Raw genomic sequence first — 24,128 nt, 5'->3', positions numbered from 1 at the left:
GCCACCTAAAAATCGCTACAATCGCACCGCCGCCGGTACAAATCCGTGGTTGGCCTCTTGCCGGATTATCGCTAGGCTCACGTTACGGATGCAACGATTGCCGGAGGGTGGTTTATGCATGACACAGAAGCCTGCTTTGCCGATTTCGACAACGCCGAGCTCCTTTCGACTGAAAATCTCTCACAGGTGCTGAAGGACTTTCCGCTCAAGGCCCAGATGGTGCTGCGCGGCCTCGTTCACCTCGAGGCCGGCGCGCTGGCGCTTGTGCTGCCCAATGGCCGCCGACTGCTGGTCAAGGGAAAGGTGCCGGGGCCGTGCGCCGCCGTGACGCTGAACAACTGGAATCTTCCGCACCGGGCAATCACCGGCGGCACCATCGGCGCTGCGGAAAGCTATATCGATGGCGATTGGGACAGCCCCGACGTCGGCGCGTTCCTCGAACTTTTCCTTGTCAACGCAGACATCGGCAACAGATTCCCGAACCGGGCGCGCGGTCTGATGCGGCTGGTGGAAAAATTCCTCCACTGGCGCAATGCCAACACCAGGACGGGTGCCCAGCGCAACATCTCCGCCCATTATGACCTGGGCAACGCCTTCTACCGTGAGTGGCTCGACCCGAGCATGACCTATTCGTCAGCGCTTTATGCAAGCGGCGCCAACGATCTACAGTCGGCCCAGACCGCCAAGTATCGAGCACTGGCCGAGGCAACGAATCTGCGGCCGGGCGACCACGTGCTTGAAATCGGCTGCGGCTGGGGCGGTTTTGCAGAATTTGCCGCGATCGAGATCGGCTGCAAGGTCACCGGCCTGACCATCAGTCGCGAGCAACTCGCCTTTGCCCGCGAACGCATGCGCAAGGCCGGCATCGCCGACCGCGTCGAGCTGAAGTTCCAGGACTATCGCGAGGAGAAAGGTCTTTACGACCGAATCGTCTCGATTGAGATGTTCGAAGCGGTTGGCGAAAAATTCTGGTCGACCTATTTCTCGCAATTGAAGCGCTGCCTGAAGCAGGGCGGCAAGGCCGGCCTGCAGATCATCACGATCAAGCCGGAAGCCTATGAGGAATACCGGTCCAATCCGGACTTCATCCAGAAGTACGTTTTCCCCGGCGGCATGCTGCCGACGCGCGAGCACCTGGTCGATCTCGGGCGCAACGTCGGTCTGCGCATGATCAATGATTTCGGCTTCGGTGGCGACTACGCCCGCACGCTCGGCGAATGGCGGCAGCGCTTCTGGTCGGTGTGGAGCAAGCTCGAGCCACTGGGTTTCGATCTGCGTTTCAAGCGCCTGTGGGAATTCTACTTCTACTACTGCGAAGCCGGCTTCCGTGCACGAAATATCGATGTCCGCCAGATCGTCTTCGAGTAAGCCGCCGCCGCGGCAGGCTTTACCGATCGCCCGACAACGCCTATTAGGCAACCGATCCAGATTTCTTCTTGAAGGTTCCTCATGCGCCTCGCATGGTTTTTCCTGGCGCTTGCCATCGCGACTGAAGTGGCGGGCCTGACGGCAATGAAGGTCGCATCCGCCAATGGCTCCTATATCGGTCACGTGGTGATGTACGTCTCCATCGCGCTCTCCTACGTTTTCCTCGCAAAGGCCGTGAAGACCATTTCCGTCGGCGTTGCCTATGCCATCTGGGAAGGGTCCGGGGTCGCGATCATCACGCTTGTTTCGGTGTTCGTGTTTGGCCATGTGCTGACCAGCCGGGAAATGCTGGGCCTGTCGATGGCGGTCGCCGGCATCCTGCTCGTCAATGCGGGCGAGCACCGTGACGAGGAAGCTTCCGCCGCAGAGGGCATCGTCGATGAGTGCGCCTAGCCTTTACTTCATCTTTGCCGTCATTGCCGGCGTCCTCGACGTCGCGGCCAATCTCGCCTCAACGAAATCGAATGGCTTTGCACGCCGCGGCTGGGGGGCGCTTTCGATCGTTCTGGTGCTTGCCGCTTTCGCCTTCCTCGCAGAAGCGGTTAAGGGCATGGAACTTGCGATTGCCTATGCCGTTCTCGGCGCGACCGGGATTTTCGGCACGGCCATCTGCGGCCGCCTGCTTTTCGGTCAAAAGCTCAAGCCGATCGGCTGGGTCGGCCTCGCCTTGATCTTCGGCGCAGTCCTGGTGCTTCACACGGCCTGATGTGGCCGCTCTGTGGTGCTCGCGGGCTTGGCTGGCGATAATGGCCCCTCCACCCTTTGCCGGGTTAGTCGGTCTACCAGCGCGAAGTAGGCACCGTAGGGCAGCCATCGTGATAGCTTTGCCACGGCGTTCGATCGTTTCGACAAGCTGATTTCGAAATGCTTCGTCTTCAGGCCAGCAACGATGTGTCCGGCAGCCTCATCAGCGCTGATCGCGTCGGGTCCTGGAAATCCGAGGCGAGCCGAGCCGGTCGCGTCGACGAGCCCCGGGCTGATCACTTGCAGGCGAATGCCGATCCGGTCCAGATCGAACTTCAGGCTCTCTGCCATGTTGATGAGAGCCGCCTTCGTGGCGCCATAGGCAGCGTTGCCAGGCAATCCGCCATAACCGGCAGCCCCCGACACGATGGCGATATGGCCATGCCCCCTGGCCTTCATGTGGGCCACAGCCGGCAGCAGACAGTTGACGACACCGTTCACATTGACCGCAAAGCTGCGCTCAAATGCCTCGCGATGCAGATCATCACCTCGCACCGGGATCGTTACATCCGCAGTAAACACGGCCAGCGACAAATCACCATGGTCGTATTCGATCGATGCGAGCACACGCTCCATGTCCTGCGGATCGGTGACATCACCATCGAGAACGATGATACGACCGTCGGCGGCAGCCTCCTGTTGCAAGGCCACCAATTTGGCGTGATTTCTGGAAGTGACGACCACCGAATAGCCATCTCGCACCAACCTCCGTGCCAGCGCTCGACCTATTCCCGAACTCGCGCCCGTTACCCATGCCAACCCATGTCCGGAATTCGTCCTGTGCATACTCATTGCCTACACCTCGGCGCGCACCCGTGTGAACGCTCCACTCAAGGGGCCAGACAACGACATGCCCGGCCCAGACCAATCCCCTCCAATAACCAGCGCACACCCAGAGCGGCCTCAACCCTAAGCTTTCCCCTTGAAGACGTTTTTTGTTCGGGACAGGGCAGCGGTGAAACGCTATTTCTTGCCTGGGAAACAGGCTGAGCCGAAAACACGCCAATATTTCGGCGATCCGGCATCGTTCTCAACGTTCGCCGGCCACTCGGCGTTTTTCTTCGGTAACGCGGCCAGCTTCGGCGGCCGTTCTCAAGCACGAGGTTCTGCAAATGGCCATTCTTCCGTCCGTTCTTGAAGCAATCGGCAATACGCCCCTGATCCGGCTGAAGACCGTATCCGAGGCAACCGGCTGCACGATCCTCGGCAAGGCGGAATTCCTCAACCCAGGACAATCGGTGAAGGATCGTGCCGCACTCTGGATCATCCGAGAGGCGGAGAAGGCCGGACAGCTGAAACCAGGCGGCGTCATCGTCGAAGGCACGGCGGGCAACACCGGCATCGGCCTTGCCCTCGTCGGCCAGGCGCTAGGGTATCGGACCGTGATCGTCATTCCGGAAACCCAGAGCCAGGAAAAGAAGGATGCGCTGCGTCTTCTTGGAGCAGAGCTCGTCGAAGTACCGGCTGTGCCCTACAAGAACCCGAACAACTACGTGAAGATCTCCGGGCGCCTGGCTGCTGAACTCGCAAAGACAGAGCCGAATGGCGCCATCTGGGCAAACCAGTTCGACAATGTCGCCAACCGTGACGCCCACGTCGCGACCACGGCCCCCGAAATCTGGCGTGATACGGACGGCAAGGTAGACGGCTTCATCTGCGCGGTCGGTTCTGGCGGTACGCTTGCCGGCGTGGCACAAGGCCTGCGGGCGAAAAACCCTGCGATCAAGATCGGTCTTGCCGATCCGGACGGTGCGGCACTCTACAATTACTACGCGCACGGAGAGTTGAAGGCGAGTGGAAGCTCCATCACCGAGGGCATTGGCCAGGGCCGCATCACCGCCAATCTCGAAGGTTTCACGCCGGACTTTTCCTACCAGATCTCCGATGCCGAGGCTGTGCCGCTGGTCTTCGACCTGATCGAACGCGAAGGCATTTGCGTCGGCGGGTCGACGGGTATCAACATTGCCGGCGCCGTTCGGCTCGCCAAGGAGCTCGGTCCGGGACATACGATCGTGACGATCCTTTGCGACTATGGTAACCGCTATCAATCGAAACTCTTCAACCCGGACTTCCTGGCCTCGAAGGGCCTGCCTGTACCGGCCTGGTTGAAGGGGTCTTCAAGCATCACCGTTCCATACGAATCAGTCGGATAAGATTTGCGATGACCAAGACCGTGACTGCCCTCTTCCGCGAAGATTTCTACCTCTCGACTTGCGAAGCAAGCGTAACCGGAATTCTGGAGGATGGCGGGATCGAGCTTGATCAGACCTGCTTCTACGCCACGTCGGGTGGGCAGCCGGGCGATAGCGGTTTCCTGGAGCGCAGCGATGGCAGCCGCATCGACATTGCGGTTGCACGCCACGGCGCCACGAAGGACATCATCATCCATGTGCCGGCGGAGGGACAGTCCGCTCCAGCCGTCGGCGAAAAGCTGGTCCTGCATATCGACTGGCCGCGCCGCTACCGGCTGATGCGCATGCACACGGCCTGCCATCTGCTCTCCGTGGTCTGTTCCTTCCCGATCACCGGCGCAGCCGTCGGCGAAGACGAAAGCCGCGTCGACTTCGACATGAGCGAAACGATCGACAAGGACGAAGTGACGGCGGCGCTAAAGAAGCTTATCGACGAGAACCACCCGGTCTATCTGCAGTGGATCACCGACGAGGAGCTTGCAGCCAACCCCGGAATCGTCAAATCGAAGAACGTCCGCCCGCCCGTCGGCCTTGGTCGCGTCAGCCTTGTCTGCATCGGCGAAAATTCAGCCATTGACAGCCAACCCTGCGGCGGCACCCATGTGTCCGAAACGCAGGAAGTCGGTGCGATCCACATCGCCAAGATCGAGAAGAAGGGTAAGGAAAACCGCCGCTTCCGCATCCGCTTCGGCGCGCAAGACGACCGCCAGGCAATCTGAACAGGAGATACGACCATGACCAACAGCAAAAGCGCCTTCGTCGTTTCTCCGGACTGGTTGTTGCAGCGGCTCGACGATCCCTCCATTCGCATCCTCGATGCCGCCTGGTATTTGCCGGCGCAGAACAGGAACCCGAAAGCGGAATACGACGCCGGCCACATTCCCGGTGCCGTGTTCTTCGACCAGGATACGATCGCCGATCACACCAGCGGCCTGCCGCATACGCTGCCCACGCCGGAGGCCTTCGCCAAGGCCGTCGGTGCGCTCGGTGTCAGCGAGAGCGATACGATCGTCGTTTATGACGGCCCGGGCATCATGACGGCGCCGCGCGTCTGGTGGATGTTGCGCATCATGGGCGCCAAGAACGTCTATGTGCTCGATGGCGGCATGGACGGTTGGAAGAAGGATGGACGCCCGGTGACGTCAAAAGTGCCCTCGCCCAGGCCCGTCACGTTCAACGTCACGTTCACGCCCTCGGCGGTAACGTCATTCGAGCGCATGAAGGACATCGTCCAGTCCGGCACGATCCAGATTGCCGATGCGCGGGGCGCCGGGCGCTTCCTCGGTGAAGAACCGGAGCCGCGTGCAGGAATGCGCTCGGGCCACATGCCGGGCGCACACAGCCTGCCTTCCGGCATTTTCTCCGAGAACGGCAAGTTCAAAGATCTCGATACGCTGCGCAAGACGTTTGCCGATGCCGGCATCGATCTTTCCAAGCCCGTGGTGACGACCTGCGGCTCAGGCGTCACGGCGGCGATCATCACGCTTGCGCTACAATCCCTCGGCCATACCGACAATACGCTCTACGACGGCTCCTGGTCCGAATGGGGTGGCCGCGCGGATACCGCCGTTGTGACCGGCAGCGAGTGATATCATGCGCCCTCCCAAGCTCGCCTCCGTGACCGCGCATGTCACCGAACTGGAAATGACGGCACCGCCCAAGCAGAGCTTGCCGATGCCCGTCAACATCCATACCGCAATCCTGCGTGTGTCCGACATCCCGCTCAACTACTACAGGTTCCTCTATCTGCGCGTCGGCAAACGCTGGCACTGGGCCGATCGCATCCGCATGAGCGACGAAAAATTGGCTGCACTGCTTGCCGACAAACGCACAAGCGTCACCGTGCTCTACGTCAACGGCGCACCTGCCGGCTTTTTCGAGCTCCACCAGGCCGCGGACGACGTCGTCGAGCTCACCCATTTCGGCTTGATGGAGCATGCCCTGGGGCTTGGCCTTGGAAAATGGTTCCTGCTGCAAACGCTGTTTGCCGCCTGGACGCTAAATCCGAGCAAGGTAACGGTGACGACGAACAATCTCGATCACCCGCGTGCGCTCCAGCTCTATCAGCAATTCGGATTCTCGCCTGTCGCTACCCGCGAAGCGACCATCGAGCCACTGACGGACGAAGAGCTGCTGGCCTTCGCGAAAAATCTCTGACCTCAGTGCATTGGCAAGTTCCGGGTGTCGCCACGGCATCGGTCGGAGCACAGTGTGTGTCGAATGATCCCAAACGATCTGGAGATGCACCATGGCCTTGCGCTATATCCCGATGTCCACCGATCAGGCCGAGCGCCTCAGACAAGGTGGAAAAGATGCCTATGGCAACCCGCCGGAACGGCACATATCCGACGGCGATGGCGTGCCCTGCCGGCATTGCCTTCGTAATGTCGAGGCGGGCGACGCCTATCTGGTCTTCGCGCTACGGCCTTTTGCGTCGCTGCAGCCCTACGCCGAGACCGGCCCGGTTTTCATGCATGCCGACGCCTGCCCCGCCTATAGCGACACGGCACGGCCGCCCATCCTGAATTCGAGCAAGGACTATCTGTTGCGCGGCTATGGCAGCAACGAACGCATCATCTACGGGACCGGTGGCGTGGTTCCGACCGAGCAGCTCGAAGCCCGCGCTCAGGCCCTGCTCGCCATGCCCGAGGTGGCAAGCGTGCATGTACGATCGGCCAAGAACAATTGTTATCAGTGCAGAATTGAGCGCGCCTGAAGCGCCGGCCCGGCTTTGGCCGGACCGGTGCCATGACAGGTTTCAGGCGACGTTGAGTATCGCCTCCGGCGCATAGGCGTCATAACCCAGCGCTTCGGCCACGGGGGCGTTGGTCACACGTCCGCGGTGAACGTTGAGTCCGGCGCGCAGGTGGCGATCCTCCGCAACGGCCTTCAGGCCGCGATCAGCCAGTTGCAGGCCGTAGTGCAGCGTCGCGTTGTTGAGCGCATGGGCTGATGTCACGGGGACGGCGCCAGGCATGTTCGCAACGCAATAATGCACGATGCCGTCGACCTCGTAGGTCGGGTCGGAATGGGTGGTCGCGCGCGATGTCTCGAAGCAGCCGCCTTGGTCGATGGCGACGTCGACGATGACCGCACCCTTCTTCATCCCGGTCAGCATTTCCCGCGTTACAAGCTTCGGCGCCGCAGCGCCCGGAATGAGAACGGCTCCGATGACCAGATCGGCAGAAAAGACCTCATCCTCGAGGGCGTCGATGGTGGAGTAGCGGGTGTGGACCCGGCCGCCGAAGATATCGTCGAGTTGGCGCAGGCGCGGGATCGAGCGATCGAGGATGCTGACATCGGCCCCAAGACCGGCGGCCATTCTAGCCGCGTGAAGGCCGACGACGCCACCACCGATGATCGCGACCTTGGCGGGAAGGACGCCGGGCACGCCGCCGAGCAGAATACCACGGCCGCCGTTCGCCTTTTGCAGCGACGCGGCACCGGCCTGTATCGCCAGGCGCCCTGCCACCTCGGACATCGGCGCCAGAAGTGGCAAACCACCACGCTCGTCCGTGACGGTTTCATAGGCGATGGCGGTGACGCCGGAACTCAAAAGACCCTTGGTCTGTTCCGGATCTGGAGCGAGATGCAGGTAGGTATAGAGAATTTGGCCCTCGCGCAGCTGTGCCCATTCGGAAGGCTGCGGCTCCTTGACCTTGACGATCATGTCCGACTTTTCGAACACGTCCTTTGCCGTTGCGACGATCTTCGCGCCAGCGGCACGGTAGGTATCGTCATCCGCGCCGATCCCCGCTCCTGCCTTGGTTTCAACGATAACCTCGTGGCCGTGAGCGACATATTCACGTACCGACCCGGGGGTCAGGCCGACTCGGTATTCATGGTTTTTGATTTCCTTCGGGCAACCGACACGCATCGAGCGTTCCTCTCCTGTTGTGGGCAGTTTCGCCTCATTGGCACCCACTCAGCAAAACACGCGACGAAACGAATGTCCTTGCAAAGATGTCTCCGCAAAGGCATCAATTTCGAAGAGTATTGCGCCATTGGCCGATCTATTGATGGAAATCGCGAATGAGTGAACTTGATGCCATCGATCATGCGATTCTGCGCATTCTTCAGCAGAATGGCAGGATTTCGAATGCCGATCTGGCAGCCAAGGTGGGGCTGTCACCATCGGCCTGCTCGCGCCGGGTCGATATCCTGGAGAAATCCGGCACGATCAGCGGCTACCATGCCCGCCTTGCCCACAAGGCGCTCGACTACCAGATCATGGTGATCGTGCATATTTCCCTGTCCGGGCAGTTTGCGAAGACGCTGGCAGAGTTCGAGGCGGCGGTAAAACTCTGCCCCAATGTTCTCGTCTGCTACCTGATGTCGGGCGAGTACGATTACATCCTGAGGGTGGCGGCCAAGGATCTGCAGGACTACGAGCGCATCCATCGCGACTGGCTCTCCGCCCTGCCCCATGTGGTCAAGATCAACTCGAGCTTTTCCCTGCGCGAAGTCATCGACAGGCCGAACGTCGGGATCTGATCGCCTGGGACTGCGTTAGCGGCCGACGACGCAATCGCGGCCACGCCCTTTCGCCGCATAGAGCCTGAGATCAGCCTGGGAAAGCAGGTGCTCGATCGCGACACCATCACCTGGTGTCGACGACAATCCGATGCTGGCTGTCACAGGCTTGCCATCGGGCGTGGAAATGCGGGTCGACACCGCATGCCGGATATCCTCTGCATGTTTGAGCGCATCGGCATGCGACAGTCCCGGACACAGCACGACGAACTCCTCGCCCCCATAGCGAAAGAGCCGGTCGCCCGCGCGCAAGCTCGCCTTCACCGCTTCAACCAGCGTCTGGAGGATACGGTCGCCCTGCTGGTGGCCGAAGCGATCATTGACGCCCTTGAAATGATCGACATCGATGATCAGCAGGCTGACAGCGGCATTCGTGGCTGCGCTCGCGCGCAGCATCTGCGGCCCCTCGATATCGAAGCGGCTGCGATCGAGACATCCGGTCAGCGTGTCCTGGCCGGACCGCGACAGCAGGTCCTCATAGCGTTCGCGGAAGGTCAGGTCGTTGAAGACGTCGCCGAGTGGCCGGCCCGACATAGCGAGGAACGGATGGCGCGAAACGTTGAGGTAAAGGCCGATAGCGATGGCGTAGAAAGCTGCCGCCAGCATCTTCGCGATCCATCCGCCCCAGAGCACCTCCAGCGGCGCATCGTTCAGCCAGTGCAGCGCCGCATAGAAGGCCAATTGATCGAAGCTCAGAATCACGACGCCGCAGACGAGAAAGCGGACAGTTACAAAACGGCGCAACCATCTGCCGAGACGCTCGTAGAGCAAGATGATCAGAAGTGTATCGAAGTAGAGAATCAACGTCCCCCACACCATCAGCCCACCCATCTCATCGATGAAGGCGATGTCGGCCGAACGACCGGGGACGATCGAGACGGTCTCGTGCTGGCGCAACAGAAAGCTGAGAACGACCGTGAGCAAATTGCCGGCGAGCAGACCATAGATCGGCTGGCGGACGGTCGCTGCGTCCTCCTTCACGTAAAGCAGCAGGATGATCATCAGCTTGCCGGAAAAGAGCACGACCGATCCCGGCGAGACGATCCCGAACGGCAGTTGTACGTAAAAGACCGCCGCCAGATAGGTCTCGATGAAATGCATCACACCCAAGGCAGCGACGAAAACGCCGAGACCGAGCCGGGCACGAAGCTGCAACAGCCAGATCATCGCCGTGACGTAGACCAGTGCTTCGCCGACGAAAAGAATGAGATTGGCGTTGGGCATGCTGTTGAAAAGATTCCGGTTTCGCCAGGCAAACCGTTAGGTGGAAAGCTTAAAGAAAACTTTACCCTGGTTGCAGGCGGCCCGGAATTGCAATGCGAGAATCAACTGCTTTGCGAAGTGTTGCCTTTCCGGCATAGTCGCGACCAACCCACCGTGGTTCGCATATCAACGAAGAAACCGCGGATTGCACCCGCATCGACCGCAATGGCATCATCAATGGAGGGCAAGCATGCAATCGACGACATCCCCGCTCCACCTCTCGCGCCGCTCGCTTCTGGCCGGCGTCGTCGCCTCCTCGGCACTCGTGATGCTTCACCCCTTTTCCGCGCGCGCGGCGGCCAACCAGGCACACCTGCGCATCATGGAAACGACTGACCTGCACGTTCACGTCTTTCCCTACGACTATTACGGCGACAAGCCGAACGATACGCTGGGTCTGGCGCGCACAGCCTCGATCGTCGATGCCATCCGTGCAGAGGCGACGAATTCGATCCTTGTCGACAATGGCGACTTCCTGCAGGGAAACCCGATGGGCGACTACATCGCCTATCAGCGCGGCATGAAGGATGGCGACATCCATCCTGTTATCGCGGCGATGAACGTGCTCGGCTACGACTGCGGCACGCTCGGCAACCACGAATTCAACTATGGCCTTGATTTCATGTTCAAGGTGCTGAACGGCGCCAACTTCCCGCTCGTCTGCGCCAACCTGACCAAGGGCACGCTTGCCGCCGATGCCCGCCAGGATCAATTGTTCCTCAAGCCCTATGTCATTCTCGATCGCAAGGTGAAGGACGGCACAGGCGCCGAACATGCGATCCGGGTCGGCCTCATCGGTTTCGTGCCGCCGCAGATCATGACCTGGGACGCGAAGAACCTTGAGGGCAAGGCCAGTACCCGCGATATCGTCAAGGCGGCAGAATCCTGGGTTCCGCAAATGCGCGAGGAAGGTGCCGATATCGTCATCGCGCTTTCCCATTCCGGCATCGGTCAGCAGGACTACGCCGAAAATCTCGAAAATGCCTCCGTGCCGCTGGCCGCGGTCGAAGGCATCGACGCCATTGTGACCGGCCATAGCCATCTCGATTTCCCCGGCCCCAAGTTCGACAAAATCGCCGGCGTCGACAACACCAAGGGGCTGATCTCGGGCAAACCCGGCGTCATGGGCGGGTTCTGGGGATCGCATCTCGGCCTGATCGATCTGCTCATCGAACGCGAAGGCGGCGCCTGGCGTGTGGTGAGCTCGACCAGCGAAGCGCGCCCGATCTACCGGCGCGAGGAAAAGAAGGTGATCGCCGAGGTCGCCGACAAACCGGAGGTTCTGGCCGCAGCCCAGAAAGAACACGAGGCGACGCTTGCGTATGTTCGCACCCCGGTCGGCAAGAGCGCGGTGCCGCTCTACTCCTATTTCGCGCTGGTCGCCGATGACCCATCTGTCCAGATCGTCAGCCAGGCACAGACCTGGTACATCAAGGACATGCTGAAGGACACGGAGCACAAGGACCTGCCCGTGCTTTCGGCAGCGGCTCCGTTCAAGGCAGGTGGCCGCGGCGGTGCGGACTATTACACCGACGTGCCCGCCGGCGACATCGCCATCAAGAACGTCGCCGATCTCTATCTCTATCCCAACACGGTCCAGGCCGTGGTCATTACCGGCGAGCAGGTGCGCAACTGGCTCGAAATGTCCGCGGGCATCTTCAACCAGGTCAAGGCTGGTTCATCGGACGCTGCCCTGATCAATGGAGACTTCCCGTCCTACAACTTCGATGTCATCGACGGCGTCACCTACCAGATCGATCTTTCCGAGCCGCCCAAGTTCGACAAGGACGGCAATGCCGTCAACCCGTCAGCCAACCGCATCAAGAGCTTGAACTTCAATGGGCAACCGATTGACCCAGAGAAGAAATTTGTCGTGGCGACAAACAACTATCGCGCCGGCGGCGGCGGCCATTTTCCTGACATCGCTGCCGACAAGGTAGTCTTCGTGGCGCCCGACACCAACCGCGACGTCGTGGTTCGCTACATCATCGACCAGGGAACCATAAACCCGGCGGCGGATGCCAACTGGACCTTCGCGCCGCTCGCAAACACCAGCGTCACTTTCGACAGTGGCCCGAAGGCAAGGCAGTTCCTGTCGCAGGTCAAGGGCGTGACGATCGAGGATGCCGGGGAAGCCGCCGAAGGATTTGCCCGTTTCCGCATCAAGCTGTGATGCTTCGTACCCCCGCCAGCGGGGGTACGCTCTCCCCGGCATGGAGAGCGGAAGTGCCGCTGCCGGCAACTGGCGAAAAGCAGCAGCGCGGATGCTGAAGCAGTCATCCGCCCCGGCATTCGTGTCCCCACCGCGCTTGCGATCAACGCGAGCTTTCAGCGCCAAGCGACTGTAGTGTCTTTATTTTTGCGGATAGGCTCCAGCGGTCTGCCGCGGAGAATCAGACCTGCCGGGACTGTGCATCGTCGGCAAACAGCGACGGTCCGGTCTGGTCGATGATCTGGCGCCCTTTGCGGACGGCAGCGTCGATCGCGTCCTGCTCGGACGTGAACAGATCGGCGCGGATAAAGCTGCGCACCCGCACGCCGCCATCCGGTATCGTCTTCTCGATGCTGCCGGCCAGGCGAAACTGCGAGCCTTCGCGCATCGGCGTGGCGCGGATCGTGCACTCGGCATAGGCTTCGGTTTTCCCCGATGCGCCTTGGGCTTCGTTTTCGGTGGAGCCGGAACGGCCGAACAATTTTGAGAAAAATGATGCCATGAGCAAGACTTAGACGCGACGGCGAAAGCTGTCAAAGCCAAAGTGTCGTCACGGCACCGAGCTCTCACACCTCGCCGCTGTCAGATGATCAGATTGGACAGGATCTCGTTCTCGGTGATGTCCTGATAGCGCAGGCCTGCAGCGTCGAACCGCGATTTGAGGATCGGGAAATTCTCCGCATGCTTTGTCTCGATGCCGATAAGGATCGAGCCGAAGTTGCGGGCGGATTTCTTCAAATATTCGAAGCGCGAGATATCGTCCTCGTCGCCGAGCAGGTTGAGGAAGTCGCGCAAGGCACCGGGGCGCTGCGCCATGCGCAGGATGAAGTACTTCTTGAGCCCGGCGTGCCGCATCGCCCTTTCCTTGACGTCGGGCAGACGCTCGAAGTCGAAATTTCCGCCGGAGACGACAGCAACGACGGTCTTGCCTTCGAGCTTCTCGCGCCCGATTGCGTCCAGCGCCGTGATCGACAGAGCGCCTGCGGGCTCGAGCACGACGCCCTCGACATTCAGCATGTCGATGATCGTCATGCAGATCGCGTTTTCGGGCAGCAGCATGACCTGATCGGCGGAGAAGCGCCGAAGGGCCGCAAAATTCAGATCGCCGATCCGCCCGACAGCTGCGCCATCGACGAAGTTGTCGACCTGATCGAGCGTAACGAGACTGCCGGTTTCGAGGCTTTGCCTGAGGCTCGGCGCACCGGAGGGTTCGCAAAAGACAAAATGGTCGGCGGCAACGTCGTCCTTCAGATAGGCGGTCACACCGGCCGACAAGCCGCCGCCGCCGACCGGTAGCACGACGAGATCGGGCCTGACGCCCTCGGGCAATTGCTCGGCGATTTCAGCAGCAACGGTCGCCTGCCCCTCAATGATGTCGAGATGATCGAACGGCGGCACCATGACGCCGTCGATCGTTTCCACGTGCTCGCGCGCAGCCTTGTAGCATTGGTCGAAGATGTCACCGACGAGGCGGATCGTGATGAACTCGCCGCCGAACATGCGGGTCTTGTCGATCTTCTGCTGCGGTGTGGTCACCGGCATGAAGACGACACCAGGAACACCGAAGTGTCGGCAGACGAAGGCAAAGCCCTGGGCGTGGTTGCCGGCCGAGGCACAAACGAACGTCTTGCCCGTCGCGCCGGCACCAAGCACCTTGCGGAAGAAATTGAACGCGCCCCTGATCTTGTAGGAGCGGACCGGCGAAAGGTCTTCGCGCTTGAGGAAGATGTTGGCGCCGTAGCGGGCGCTCAGATGTTCGTTCAATTGCAGCGGCGTGGCCGGAAAAATATCGCGCATCGCCGTGGTCGCGTTGTCAACATCCTGCTTCGTCACGTGAGGTCATCCATTGAGTTTGCCGATGGCAGCCGCTATTGCACATTGCAGCGCCCGAGGCCATCGCTTTGACGCGGATCGGCCGCCAATGGACAATGTCGCCGCTCCACTCCTCGCCAGATCACGTAGTTTCATTGCCAGGAAATCAAACGCTTGAACGCAACCCTGATCCGGCATGCTGTGCATATCGCGGCGATCCTTGGTCTCTACCTGTCGCTGGCGATGCTGGTTCCGGCGGTGGTCGATCTTTATTATGGCCATCCGGACTGGCAAATCTTTGCCGTATCCGCCTTCTTGGTCGGCGGCCTGTTGGCTGCGACGTTCATGGCGACGCGCATGGGGCCGCCGCCGTTCTCGAAGAAGTTCGGCTTTCTGCTCGTCAATCTGCTCTGGGCGGTCTTTTCGATCGTCGGTGCCATCCCATTTTGGCTGTCTTCGCTGAAGCTCGATTTCGCGCAAGCCCTGTTCGAATCCGTCTCCGCCATCACCACCACCGGATCGACCGTTATCGTCGGGCTCGACGATGCGCCGCCGGGGTTGCTCGTCTGGCGCTCGCTGCTCTGCTGGCTCGGCGGCATCGGCATCGTCGTGCTGGGCCTGTTCATCATCCCTTACCTCAGGGTCGGCGGCATGTCGTTCTTCAAGATGGAGTCCTCCGATACCAGCGACAAGCCGTTCGCGCGCGTGGCAAGCTTCAGCCGCGCCTTCCTTCTCATCTATGTCTCGATCACGGTTCTCTGCACGATCGGGTACAACATGACGGGGATGAACCGGTTCGACGCGATCAATCATGCAATGTCGACGGTGGCGACCGGCGGCTTTTCCACGCATGACGCATCCTTTGCCTATTTCGGCAGTATCCCGCTGCTTTGGACGGCGACCTTCTTCATGGCGCTTTGCAGCCTGCCGTTCTCGATCCTGATCGTGCTTGCCGTGCGCGGCCGCCTCGATGCGCTGCGCGACCCGCAGATCATCGTCTTCCTCGGATATCTCTCGGCCTTCTCGATCGCGGTGGCGATCTATCATCGCCTTGCCAATGGCGTCGAATTTCACCTGGCGCTCGCCCATTCGTTCTTCAACATCACCTCGATCCTCTCGACCAGCGGCTATGCGAGCGAGGACTACAGCCTGTGGGGGCCGTTCGTGGTGATGGTCGCGTTCATCGCCACCTTCATGGGCGGCTGTTCCGGATCGACTGCCGGCGGCATCAAGGCCTATCGCTTCGTCGTGCTCTTCAACGCCATCCGCTCCGGCCTCAGCAAGCTCATCTATCCGAATGCGATCTATGCGGTGCGCTACGGCAACAACACGGTCGATGCCGATACACAGCGTGCCATCTTCCTGTTCTTCACGACCTATATCCTGCTGTGGGTGCTGGGCAGCCTCGGCATGGGCGCGCTCGGCTACGATTTCATCACCGCGACTTCGGCGGTGATTACCTGCCTTTCCAATGTCGGCCCCGGTCTCGGCAGTCTCATAGGTCCAGCGGGCAACTTTTCGACACTGCAGGATCCAGAGCTCTATCTTCTTTCCCTGATGATGCTGCTCGGGCGCCTGGAAGTGCTGACGGTGCTCGTGATTCTGACGCCAATCTTCTGGAAACATTGACCATTGCCACGCCGGCCCTATCGTCTTGACTCGATGCGGCAAATGCCGAAAGTCGAATCAACCGGACAAAGGGGAGCGTCATGGCGAAACATCGGTCACTGCTGGCGGTGCTGGCCGCAGCAAGCATGCTCTGTATAAGTATTGAGGCAAAGGCTGGACCGCTTGTGGACGCCGCCACCAAGGCGGAACAACTGGCAACCTCCGGCGACGCAGCCAAAGCGCGGGAACTCCTACGGCAGGCCGTCGGCGACTTTTCGCAAACCCTGCCGTTCTCGATCGGCAAGGCCGTCTTCATCACCAAGGAGCCCGCCGGCTATGCCATGTACGAGCCGAAGGAGGGGACCGTCTTCAAGACCGGGGAAGCGCTCGTATCCTATGTCGAACCGGTCGGCCTGACCTGGAAGGGTGCGACCGCCAAGGGCAAGTTGGAAACGCATTTTACCGTCGATTTCGACATCCTCAATCCCAAGGGCGAGATCCTCGCCGGCCAAAAAGCATTCGGCGACTTCACCTTCACCGGCTATCTCAAGAACCAGGAGATCTATTCGACCCTGACGATCGATGTATCCGGAGCCCCGGCCGGCGACTACGTGCTGCGCTTCCATTTCAACGATATCAACAGCGGCAAGACGGCGACGATTGACCAGCCGTTCAAGATCGCCGGACCGTGAGACGATGCCCGACATGATTACGACGATCGGCTTCGATGCCGATGATACGCTTTGGCAGAACGAACAATTCTATCGCCTCACCGAGGTGCGCTTCGCCGAACTGCTCAAGGACCACGCCGACATCGATGATCTCCCCGCACGGTTGCTGGCCGCTGAAAGGCGCAACCTCGGCCTCTACGGTTTTGGCATCAAGGGTTTCGTGCTGTCGATGGTCGAGACCGCCGTCGATGTGACGGACGGCCGCGTACCGTCATCGGTGATTGCCGAAATTCTTGCAGCCGGGCGCGAGATGCTGGTCCACCCGGTAGAGCCGCTTCCGCATGTCAAGGAAACGCTCGAGGCGCTTCATGGCGCCTTCCGGTTGGTGATGATTACCAAGGGCGACCTCTTCGACCAGGAGCGCAAGCTTGCCGCATCGGGATTGGGAGACTACTTCAACGCGGTCGAGATCGTCAGCGACAAAACGGTCGCCACCTATGACCGCATCTTCACACGCCACGGCGACGGCCCATCGAAAAGCCTGATGGTCGGCAACTCGTTGAAATCCGACATTGTCCCTGCACTCGATGCGGGCAGCTGGGGCATCTACGTGCCGCATGCCCTCACCTGGGCATTCGAGCATCACGACAAACCCGTCAGCCATCCACGCTTCCGCGAGGTCGCCGATCTCGGTGGTCTGTCCGGTGTGCTGCAAACGCTGGATATCGAGGGGTATCATCATTGATCACCGGCAGCGAGCGGTCCTGCCCCAAAAGACGCCAGATGGCGACCGGCGCCATGACGTTCTAACGAACCGGAGAAATGTGCCGGGCCGGACGACACATCGAAGGAGGAGACCATGGCGCAAGTGTTCGGAGCCGTAGTTGCGATGGCGCTCGCGGGGATGCTGCTCGGATGGATCGTCAGGAAACTCTCCCGGATGAGCGTTCTTTCCTCCCGCCTTGTTGGCTTGGCAATGTTGCTGTTTGTGGCACCGCCGATTTACATTCTCGCGTCACGCGCGCCCTATTTCGAGGCATTCTTTGCCTGTGGGCTCGGAGCACTCATCGCCGGTACGCTCTTCTATATCTTGCGGCCCACGGAACAGGATACGTAAGGCCCTCTCGATTCACAGCACCGCCCGCTTTGCTCCTTTCCAAACATTCGCCCGTGCGGCTGCGCGGCTGACGAAGTGGCCCGCCGCCTTCGGCGCCGACATGGCTCGACACAGCAACGGCACAGGCGGCCGTTCTCGCGGCTCGCGGAATCGGCCTGATCTATGCTATGTGCCGCCACCAATCGAAATCGAGGTGACCGACATGGCCGAAAATTGGGAAAAGCCCGTGACCCTGGCCCTGGAGGGGCCGGAAAAATACACGACCATCTCGAACACGACCGAAGCGTCCTGGGCAATGATCGAAGACTGGCCGCTCGAAGACAGCGCGCTGTTGACGCGAGCGCTCGATACATGCGCGGCGGTGATCGAGGGGAAGCAATCGGCAGAGGCCGCCCGCCAGGCCTTCATCGATGCTGCGCGTGAGGCCGGGATTCTCATTAAGGAATAACCTGGCAGCACGGCCTGGTTGGTCGCGTCTGTGCATCTTCCGGTCTGTGACATGGCAGACGACGCGCCGCCGACTTCAGGTGCCGCTCTGGCGGAAGCAACGGTTTCCTCCACCGATGGCGTCAAATCTCTGTTGCCGGCTAAACTGAAATTGGTCGCGCCCACTTTAAAGCGACACCTAAAACACGTCGAACGAGGGGCGAACATCCCCAGTACGAACCCGGCCTGCTCTCCTCCAAGTAACCCATTTGAGGGAAGAACAAGTGGTGAAGATCGGCATCCACCACAGAGACTGCGGCGGCCGGGCAATAGTACGCTCGCTTGCGTTTTCCGGCCGTGTGGGTGAACCTGTCGACCAGCACAGGTTGAAGCCGCTGCCGGGCAACCGGGCCGCACAACAGCCCCCAAACTGGAGAACATCATGGCCATCAGACTTCTCACGGCAATGGCAGTAACAGCACTCTTGGCGATTTCAGGATGTGCGACCAGTGGCGCCGGCAATACGACCTACTCACAAGCCCAAGGGGTCGACCCCGATATCGATCCCACGGGCACCGGCAACGAAAGCATGGGCGCGGGTTACTAAGCCTGACTCAGGCGACCAGGCTGGCGGTAGTCGACAGTCGGCGGGTACGATTGCCGGCCCCCCATTTCCGTCGGCTCCCTCAACTTCTTGATGCAAGAAGAATCGTTGATATGCAGGGGGATACATTCGTCCTCGATGCTACCGACACCACAGCAGAGGGTGTGGAGTACACCACTTTCGGCCCCCTATCCGAAATGGATTCGAGGCGCTGATTGCACCAAGGCTTATCCCTCAAAAACTCCAGGAGAACGGCACGTAGCTTGGTTGCGAGGGGGCAGGATAGTGCGTTGGGCACACAGCCACAAGAACTGAACAGCGAAAAATCCGCTGTACAGGCCTTCCAAAACCGAAGAGCCCAAGGTACTGAAAACACTCAGTGCGGGCGTGGCGAAACTGGTAGACGCAAGAGACTTAAAATCTCTCGGCTTCGGCTGTGCGGGTTCGATCCCCGCCGCCCGCACCAGATGGCCGCTATGGAAAATTCTTCACACGCAATGCTTCACCCCCGCCCGCTCAACGGACGGTTTCGCATACCCGCCTTAAATCGATTTGCCGCTCAGTGATAGTAGAAGCAGTCGCATTCGGCTCGCTGGACATCGTCGTGCCAGACCCTGACCGCCAGTTTCGAGCAGGCTCCCTTGTCCTCTAGCCGCAGACCAAGCAGCGAAACCGCTGCGGCCTTCGGGTTGAGTGCATCGACTTCAATTGCCGACCCTACCTGCTGCACGCCGTTGCGGGCGGTCCAGGTGAAGATCTGAACGCTGTAGTGTTGCATTGAAAATCCTCCGCTATGCAGACGCGTGGACGCAATACTCTCGCTGAACTCAGATATAGATCGGACGGATGAAGGCCCGTCCGGAAAGTCTATCAACCGTCCTCGACGGTTGCCTCGGGGCGGTCGCCGCCATCGGTATGCTCGAAGTGCCAGTTTCCTTTTTCGTCCTGGAAACTGATATCCTCGTCGTCGCCGCCGACCTGCTGCTCGGCTGCCGCGGCCTTGGCGGCCGCCAGCGCCATTTCTCGGCTGGGAAAGGGTTCCGAAAAGGCGTCGGCTGCCTTGTAGGCCCAACCGCCGTCGTGGGGAACGATGGAGTACGTAATGCGCGCCATGCTTCTCTCCCTGCACTCCGAAAGGCAATCCCGCCTTTCGCGGGCCGTTCCGCCCGGCCCAATATTCCTCCTCGTCAATGGCACTCTCATGCCGAACGGGGCGGATATTAACACAGGAATAGGCCGATAGGCCACTTTCACGAATCATTATGTGACAGGGCGTGTCAAGACGAGAAAGCGGCACTTTGCAGGGAGCGCTTTCTTTGCAGTTTTTCAAGTCTTTTCCGCGGCTTATGCCGGCAGCTTCGCCGCAATCTTGGCGACATGCGCACCCTGATAGCGGGCGGAATCGAGCTCGACCGCCGAAGGCTGGCACGCACCGTCGCCGCCGGTGATGGTCGAAGCCCCGTAGGGCGAACCGCCCTTGATCTCCTCAAGACCCATCTGCCCCTGGAAGGCATAGGCAACGATCATGCCGTGGTGCATCAGGGTCGGAATGAAGCCGAGAATCCTGGCCGCCATGCTGCGTTGCCGACGATGTGAAAACGAGCCGACCTTGCCGACCCACTTGCCCTGGGCCCAGAGCGCGCCGGTCTGGTCGATGAAGTTGTGCAATTCCGCTTGATCACCGTCGCCGCCAAGACTTATCAGAATGTGTCCGGCTGCCAGCAGCCGTACGGTCAACAGAGCGTTCTCAATTCTCGAACAATCACGAGAAACTACTGAACAATCGTCTCACATAAGCAGGATCGCCAATGAGCAGCCCCAAGATCGTTACTGCCGCCATGGTCGCTATCGGCGACGAACTCTTGTCCGGCAGAACAAAGGACAAGAACATCGGCCATCTCGCCGACATGATGACGATGGTCGGGATCGATCTGCGCGAAGTCCGCATCGTCCCCGATGAGGAAGCGTCAATAGTCGAAGCCATCAACGCCCTGCGCACGCGCTACGATTACATCTTTACCTCAGGCGGGATCGGCCCGACGCATGACGACATCACGGCCGACGCGGTGTCGAAGGCCTTCGGCGTCAGTTGTATCTATGACGAGCGGGCGATGGCGCTGCTCAGCGCCATGTACGAACGCAGCGGCATGGAATTCTCCGACGCCCGCAAGCGCATGGCGCGCATGCCGGAAGGGTCGCGGTTGATCCCCAACCCGGTCTCCACCGCGCCTGGCTTTGCTATCGGCAATGTGCACGTGATGGCCGGCGTGCCGCAGGTGTTCCAGGCGATGCTCGACGCGATCATGCCACACCTGCAGGCCGGTACGCCGCTGCTCTCGCAATCGGTTCGTTCGCCCTATGGCGAAGGCGATATCGGCACGCCACTGACCGAAGTGCAGAAGAACCATCCGGAGACCAGCATCGGATCCTACCCCAAGTTCGACGGCAAGGTCTTCTCCACCGATATCGTCGTGCGGGCCCGCGACCCGCAGGCTCTGTCGGCGGCGGCCGCAGAGGTACAGGCAATGATCGAGGCGATTACCACATCCCGCGCCAAAGGCTGACAATCTGACGGAAGCAGCGGCAGATAGGGGTTGGGCGCGAAGCTCTTGCGCATCGGCCGTCATTGCCGCTATTGCATGTCGGCAAATCAGGATGAAGCGTCTGCGCCTGCCCGATCTGCCGGATGCTTCGCCCTTACCTCGTCCAGACAAGCCGGAGCCCAGAAATGTCCCTGCCCGATAAAGCCTTCCCCGTTTCCTGGGATCAGTTCCACCGCGATGCGCGTGCGCTTGCCTGGCGGCTGGCCGATCAAGGGCAGGAATGGCGCGCTATGGTCTGCATCACGCGCGGCGGCCTGGTGCCGGCGGCCATCATCTGCCGTGAGCTCAATATCCGCATGATCGAGACGGTCTGCATCGCCTCCTACCACGATTATGACACACAGGGGCAGATGAAGGTGCTGAAAGGCATCGCGCCTGAGATCGCGAAGGACGGCGGCGAAGGCGTGCTGATCATCGACGATCTGACCGATACCGGCAAGACGGCAGCCGAAGTTCGCGCCATGCTGCCGAAGGCGCATTTTGCCGCCGTTTATGCCAAGCCCAAGGGCCGGCCAATGGTCGACACTTTCGTCACCGAAGTGAGCCAGGACACCTGGATCTACTTCCCTTGGGATCTGGGCTTCACCTATCAGGAGCCGATCGCCAAGGGAACGCGCGGTTAACACCGGCACCCGCCCTCGGCTCGCGCTGGCGAGCCGAGGGCGCTTTATTTGTCGCTCAGTGACGACTGGGGTCAAACGCTTCAGCCAAGCGACGGGATCGACGCAACCAGCGTCTCGGCAGTCAACCCTGTCCCGGCCTTCGTGCCGGCAGCGCCATGGCGCCAGACACCGGCCGCTGCCGCCTCGAACGCCGGCATGCCCTGCGCCAGGTGCGCGCCGATAATGCCTGCAAGAACGTCTCCGGATCCCGCCGTCGCCAGCGACGGTGGAGCATTGGCATTGACAGCAACCGTCCCATCCGCGCCGGCGATAACCGTATCGGCTCCCTTGTAGACGATCGTGGCGTGGCTCATCCGAGCCGCCGCCTGCGCCCTTTCGATCTTCGACAGTTTCTCGTCGCGGGCGATCTCGGGAAAGAGCCGGGAAAATTCGCCCTCGTGGGGCGTCATCACCACCCTGCCCGCAGCCGCGGCGAGCCGCCCGAACAATTCTGACCTGTGCTCCTGGAAAGAGGTGATGCCGTCGGCATCGAGAACGAGCGCGCGGCCGCATAGCTCAAGCGCAAAGTCGCGCGCTCGATCACCAACTCCGAACCCTGGACCAAGGACAAAAGCGCCGAGCCGGTTGTCCTCCAACCAGCGCTTGAGCTCCTTCCGGTCGTCAACCGCCTTCAGCATCACGGCGGTCAGGTGCGCGGCGTTGATGTCGAGAGCCGATTTCGGTGACGCTACCGTCACCAGACCGGCCCCGGCAGCGAGGCCGGCCGTAGCCGACAGCCGCGCAGCACCGGTCGCCCGCGCCCCGCCCGAGAAGACGACGAGATGGCCGCGGCGGAATTTGTGTGTCGACGCGTCGAGGCACGCCGCCTGATCCAACCAGAGCGCCGGCGTGTTGATGCGTAAACCACGCCCTCCGGCCCGCACGATTCGTGCCGGAATACCGATATCAAAGACGTCGAGCGTGCCGCACAAGGAACGGCCCGGAAACAGCAGATGGCCCGGCTTCTTCGCCATGAAGGTGACTGTGTGGCTGGCGGCCAATGCCGCGCCGCGAATTTGTCCCGTTCGCCCATCAACGCCGGTCGGCAAGTCGACAGCAATGATGGGCAAGCCCTGCTCGTTGATGCTTTCGATCGTTTCCCTCACCGGCTCGGGCAGATCCCGCGCGAGGCCTGCGCCGAAGAGCGCATCGACGATGACATCTCCGCCCTGCGGCAAGAAGGAATCAAGCGGATCTATCGGACCAGTCCACAGCAGCCGCGCACGGGCGGCGTCGCCGGCAAGCGCGGCCGGATCGCCGAAGGCGAACACGGCAACGTTGGCGCCGTTCTCCGACAGGGCTGATGCCGCGACATAGCCGTCGCCACCATTGTTGCCGGGTCCGCACAGCACGACATAGCGTTGCGCCTGCGGAAACAGCCTGAGTGCCGCCGCAGCCACCGCCAACCCGGCACTGCGCATGAGCAGGAAGCTGTCGATCCCCGATTGCGCGGCCGCCAAGTCTATTGCCGCCATTTCGGCCGGGGTAACCAACAGATCACAAAGCGAAGAGTGCATATCTCAGACTTATCCCTCTGCACCGGTCTTCGGCAAGTGGCACACACGAAATGCCACATGCTCATAATTCGTGCATTTGCACATAAATATTGCTCAAATAACGTGCTGCATCGCCCCCAATGGCGCGACTATCATCTCAAACCCGGCGACACCGGCGGAAAACTCATAAAAAATAGGCAGATTGCCTGGTGGCAAAGGTATGCAAAGCAGCCCCCACCCCGCGACGGCAAGAAATTTTGCCGCTTGGCAATCATTTTGCAGAAAAACTGGCATGCAACGTGCATATTGAGCGGCGAGCGGGCATGATCCTGCTTTAAAGGGAGAAGCGGAGAGACATTTTCTCATGAAAAAGATCGAAGCGATCATAAAACCCTTCAAGCTCGACGAAGTGAAGGAAGCCCTTCAGGAAGTCGGCCTGCAGGGCATTACCGTCACGGAAGCAAAGGGCTTCGGTCGACAGAAGGGTCACACGGAGCTGTATCGCGGCGCCGAATACGTCGTGGACTTCCTGCCGAAGGTAAAGGTCGAAGTGGTGCTGGCTGACGAAAACGCGGAGGCTGTCATCGAGGCGATCCGCAATGCCGCACAAACCGGCCGAATTGGCGACGGAAAGATTTTCGTTTCCAACATCGAGGAAGTCATCCGAATTCGTACCGGCGAAACCGGCCTCGACGCCATCTAATCCTCAAGGGCCGCTCGGCCCTGCCACTTTTCAAACCTCGTCATCTCACACAGG

At 60.6% G+C, this 24,128-nt stretch carries 28 protein-coding genes, 1 tRNA gene and 1 pseudogene; 20 read left to right on the top strand and 10 right to left on the bottom strand.

The features are described 5' to 3' along the window. The first annotated feature begins 114 nt into the window (after window positions 1–114). The 3 genes from AC244_RS03625 to AC244_RS03615 all read left to right on the top strand — a co-directional run bounded on the left by AC244_RS03625 (window position 115) and on the right by AC244_RS03615 (window position 2,134). Window positions 115–1,368 (top strand): SAM-dependent methyltransferase, encoded by a 1,254-nt coding sequence (locus tag AC244_RS03625; RefSeq protein ID WP_053247409.1) that lies wholly within the window; start codon window positions 115–117, stop codon window positions 1,366–1,368. 81 nt (window positions 1,369–1,449) lie between these two features. Continuing rightward, window positions 1,450–1,821, top strand: coding sequence for an SMR family transporter (locus tag AC244_RS03620; protein ID WP_053247408.1), 372 nt, complete (start codon window positions 1,450–1,452; stop codon window positions 1,819–1,821). Then, window positions 1,808–2,134 (top strand): SMR family transporter, encoded by a 327-nt coding sequence (locus AC244_RS03615; protein WP_053247407.1) that lies wholly within the window; start codon window positions 1,808–1,810, stop codon window positions 2,132–2,134. Before AC244_RS03620 ends, AC244_RS03615 begins: the two co-directional genes overlap by 14 nt. Here AC244_RS03615 and AC244_RS03610 read toward each other — a convergent pair. After that, entirely contained in the window at window positions 2,122–2,964 is an 843-nt protein-coding gene (locus AC244_RS03610; protein WP_053247406.1) for an SDR family NAD(P)-dependent oxidoreductase, read from the bottom strand. The genes AC244_RS03615 and AC244_RS03610 overlap by 13 nt on opposite strands. A gap of 320 nt (window positions 2,965–3,284) precedes the next feature. Here AC244_RS03610 and AC244_RS03605 point away from each other — a divergent pair, with 320 nt between their 5' ends. From AC244_RS03605 to AC244_RS03585, 5 genes are all read left to right on the top strand, one after another. Beyond that, window positions 3,285–4,325 carry a cysteine synthase A gene (locus tag AC244_RS03605; protein WP_053247405.1) on the top strand — a complete coding sequence of 347 codons (1,041 nt, stop codon included), beginning with the start codon at window positions 3,285–3,287 and terminating at the stop codon, window positions 4,323–4,325. 8 nt (window positions 4,326–4,333) lie between these two features. Continuing rightward, entirely contained in the window at window positions 4,334–5,083 is a 750-nt protein-coding gene (locus tag AC244_RS03600) for an alanyl-tRNA editing protein (RefSeq protein WP_053247404.1), read from the top strand. Window positions 5,084–5,098: 15 nt separating this feature from the next. Beyond that, the gene (gene sseA / locus AC244_RS03595) at window positions 5,099–5,953 is read left to right on the top strand and encodes a 3-mercaptopyruvate sulfurtransferase (RefSeq protein WP_053247403.1); all 855 of its coding nucleotides are present in this window, start codon (window positions 5,099–5,101) and stop codon (window positions 5,951–5,953) included. A 4-nt stretch (window positions 5,954–5,957) separates the two neighbouring features. Further along, window positions 5,958–6,521 (top strand): GNAT family N-acetyltransferase, encoded by a 564-nt coding sequence (locus AC244_RS03590; protein ID WP_053247402.1) that lies wholly within the window; start codon window positions 5,958–5,960, stop codon window positions 6,519–6,521. A 91-nt stretch (window positions 6,522–6,612) separates the two neighbouring features. Further along, window positions 6,613–7,080, top strand: a complete 468-nt coding sequence (locus AC244_RS03585; protein WP_053247401.1) for a DUF1203 domain-containing protein — start codon at window positions 6,613–6,615, stop codon at window positions 7,078–7,080. Window positions 7,081–7,122: 42 nt separating this feature from the next. Here the strand turns inward: AC244_RS03585 and ald are convergent, their stop codons facing one another. Next, on the bottom strand, window positions 7,123–8,241 hold the full coding sequence (gene ald / locus AC244_RS03580; protein ID WP_053247400.1) for an alanine dehydrogenase: 1,119 nt from the start codon (window positions 8,239–8,241) through the stop codon (window positions 7,123–7,125). 155 nt (window positions 8,242–8,396) lie between these two features. Between ald and AC244_RS03575 the strand changes: the two genes are divergently transcribed. Next, the gene (locus tag AC244_RS03575) at window positions 8,397–8,858 is read left to right on the top strand and encodes an Lrp/AsnC family transcriptional regulator (protein WP_025427034.1); all 462 of its coding nucleotides are present in this window, start codon (window positions 8,397–8,399) and stop codon (window positions 8,856–8,858) included. Between the two features lie 15 nt (window positions 8,859–8,873). Here AC244_RS03575 and AC244_RS03570 read toward each other — a convergent pair whose 3' ends face one another. Then, complete coding sequence (locus tag AC244_RS03570; RefSeq protein ID WP_053247399.1) at window positions 8,874–10,121, bottom strand: GGDEF domain-containing protein; 1,248 nt, start codon at window positions 10,119–10,121, stop codon at window positions 8,874–8,876. 229 nt (window positions 10,122–10,350) lie between these two features. Between AC244_RS03570 and AC244_RS03565 the strand changes: the two genes are divergently transcribed. After that, a complete protein-coding gene (locus AC244_RS03565; RefSeq protein ID WP_053247398.1) occupies window positions 10,351–12,333 on the top strand; it encodes a bifunctional 2',3'-cyclic-nucleotide 2'-phosphodiesterase/3'-nucleotidase in 1,983 nt (660 codons plus the stop codon). Between the two features lie 220 nt (window positions 12,334–12,553). On the opposite strand, the gene AC244_RS03560 is transcribed toward AC244_RS03565, so the two are convergent. Together AC244_RS03560 and ilvA are read right to left on the bottom strand one after the other, a co-directional pair. Further along, on the bottom strand, window positions 12,554–12,874 hold the full coding sequence (locus tag AC244_RS03560; protein WP_053247397.1) for an HlyU family transcriptional regulator: 321 nt from the start codon (window positions 12,872–12,874) through the stop codon (window positions 12,554–12,556). Window positions 12,875–12,954: 80 nt separating this feature from the next. Continuing rightward, entirely contained in the window at window positions 12,955–14,205 is a 1,251-nt protein-coding gene (gene ilvA / locus AC244_RS03555; RefSeq protein ID WP_053247396.1) for a threonine ammonia-lyase, read from the bottom strand. 153 nt (window positions 14,206–14,358) lie between these two features. Between ilvA and AC244_RS03550 the strand changes: the two genes are divergently transcribed. The 7 genes from AC244_RS03550 to AC244_RS03525 all read left to right on the top strand — a co-directional run bounded on the left by AC244_RS03550 (window position 14,359) and on the right by AC244_RS03525 (window position 19,076). Continuing rightward, the gene (locus AC244_RS03550) at window positions 14,359–15,813 is read left to right on the top strand and encodes a TrkH family potassium uptake protein (protein WP_053247395.1); all 1,455 of its coding nucleotides are present in this window, start codon (window positions 14,359–14,361) and stop codon (window positions 15,811–15,813) included. 80 nt (window positions 15,814–15,893) lie between these two features. Then, entirely contained in the window at window positions 15,894–16,484 is a 591-nt protein-coding gene (locus tag AC244_RS03545; RefSeq protein ID WP_053247394.1) for a hypothetical protein, read from the top strand. A 4-nt stretch (window positions 16,485–16,488) separates the two neighbouring features. Continuing rightward, window positions 16,489–17,208 carry an HAD family hydrolase gene (locus AC244_RS03540; RefSeq protein WP_053247393.1) on the top strand — a complete coding sequence of 240 codons (720 nt, stop codon included), beginning with the start codon at window positions 16,489–16,491 and terminating at the stop codon, window positions 17,206–17,208. Window positions 17,209–17,322: 114 nt separating this feature from the next. Beyond that, window positions 17,323–17,580, top strand: coding sequence for a hypothetical protein (locus AC244_RS03535; protein ID WP_053247392.1), 258 nt, complete (start codon window positions 17,323–17,325; stop codon window positions 17,578–17,580). 202 nt (window positions 17,581–17,782) lie between these two features. Continuing rightward, on the top strand, window positions 17,783–18,028 hold the full coding sequence (locus tag AC244_RS03530; protein ID WP_053247667.1) for a DUF982 domain-containing protein: 246 nt from the start codon (window positions 17,783–17,785) through the stop codon (window positions 18,026–18,028). A gap of 420 nt (window positions 18,029–18,448) precedes the next feature. Continuing rightward, entirely contained in the window at window positions 18,449–18,613 is a 165-nt protein-coding gene (locus AC244_RS37400) for a hypothetical protein (protein ID WP_202596038.1), read from the top strand. 378 nt (window positions 18,614–18,991) lie between these two features. Then, window positions 18,992–19,076: transfer RNA gene (locus tag AC244_RS03525), tRNA-Leu, on the top strand. Window positions 19,077–19,169: 93 nt separating this feature from the next. On the opposite strand, the gene AC244_RS03520 is transcribed toward AC244_RS03525, so the two are convergent. The 3 genes and pseudogenes from AC244_RS03520 to wrbA form a co-directional block, all read right to left on the bottom strand. After that, window positions 19,170–19,388 carry a hypothetical protein gene (locus tag AC244_RS03520; protein ID WP_053247391.1) on the bottom strand — a complete coding sequence of 73 codons (219 nt, stop codon included), beginning with the start codon at window positions 19,386–19,388 and terminating at the stop codon, window positions 19,170–19,172. Window positions 19,389–19,480: 92 nt separating this feature from the next. Then, window positions 19,481–19,723 carry a DUF2188 domain-containing protein gene (locus AC244_RS03515; protein ID WP_053247390.1) on the bottom strand — a complete coding sequence of 81 codons (243 nt, stop codon included), beginning with the start codon at window positions 19,721–19,723 and terminating at the stop codon, window positions 19,481–19,483. Window positions 19,724–19,954: 231 nt separating this feature from the next. Next, window positions 19,955–20,272, bottom strand: a pseudogene (wrbA, locus tag AC244_RS03510) (NAD(P)H:quinone oxidoreductase type IV); the annotation flags it as partial. Window positions 20,273–20,418: 146 nt separating this feature from the next. Between wrbA and AC244_RS03505 the strand changes: the two are divergent. Both AC244_RS03505 and gpt read left to right on the top strand, forming a co-directional pair. Then, a complete protein-coding gene (locus AC244_RS03505) occupies window positions 20,419–21,174 on the top strand; it encodes a competence/damage-inducible protein A (protein ID WP_053247389.1) in 756 nt (251 codons plus the stop codon). A 164-nt stretch (window positions 21,175–21,338) separates the two neighbouring features. After that, window positions 21,339–21,836 (top strand): xanthine phosphoribosyltransferase, encoded by a 498-nt coding sequence (gene gpt, locus AC244_RS03500; protein ID WP_025427018.1) that lies wholly within the window; start codon window positions 21,339–21,341, stop codon window positions 21,834–21,836. Window positions 21,837–21,916: 80 nt separating this feature from the next. Here gpt and AC244_RS03495 read toward each other — a convergent pair whose 3' ends face one another. Both AC244_RS03495 and AC244_RS36225 read right to left on the bottom strand, forming a co-directional pair. Further along, window positions 21,917–23,392 (bottom strand): bifunctional ADP-dependent NAD(P)H-hydrate dehydratase/NAD(P)H-hydrate epimerase, encoded by a 1,476-nt coding sequence (locus AC244_RS03495; protein WP_053247388.1) that lies wholly within the window; start codon window positions 23,390–23,392, stop codon window positions 21,917–21,919. Window positions 23,393–23,485: 93 nt separating this feature from the next. Continuing rightward, window positions 23,486–23,758 carry a hypothetical protein gene (locus AC244_RS36225; protein ID WP_152975825.1) on the bottom strand — a complete coding sequence of 91 codons (273 nt, stop codon included), beginning with the start codon at window positions 23,756–23,758 and terminating at the stop codon, window positions 23,486–23,488. On the opposite strand from AC244_RS36225, the gene AC244_RS03490 reads away from it, so the two are divergent. Then, window positions 23,736–24,074, top strand: coding sequence for a P-II family nitrogen regulator (locus AC244_RS03490; RefSeq protein WP_025427016.1), 339 nt, complete (start codon window positions 23,736–23,738; stop codon window positions 24,072–24,074). The genes AC244_RS36225 and AC244_RS03490 overlap by 23 nt on opposite strands. Window positions 24,075–24,128 lie beyond the last annotated feature (54 nt).

This window comes from Ensifer adhaerens (assembly GCF_001270265.1).
GTDB lineage: Bacteria > Pseudomonadota > Alphaproteobacteria > Rhizobiales > Rhizobiaceae > Ensifer > Ensifer adhaerens_B.
This window is presented reverse-complemented; position numbering and strand designations above follow the sequence as displayed.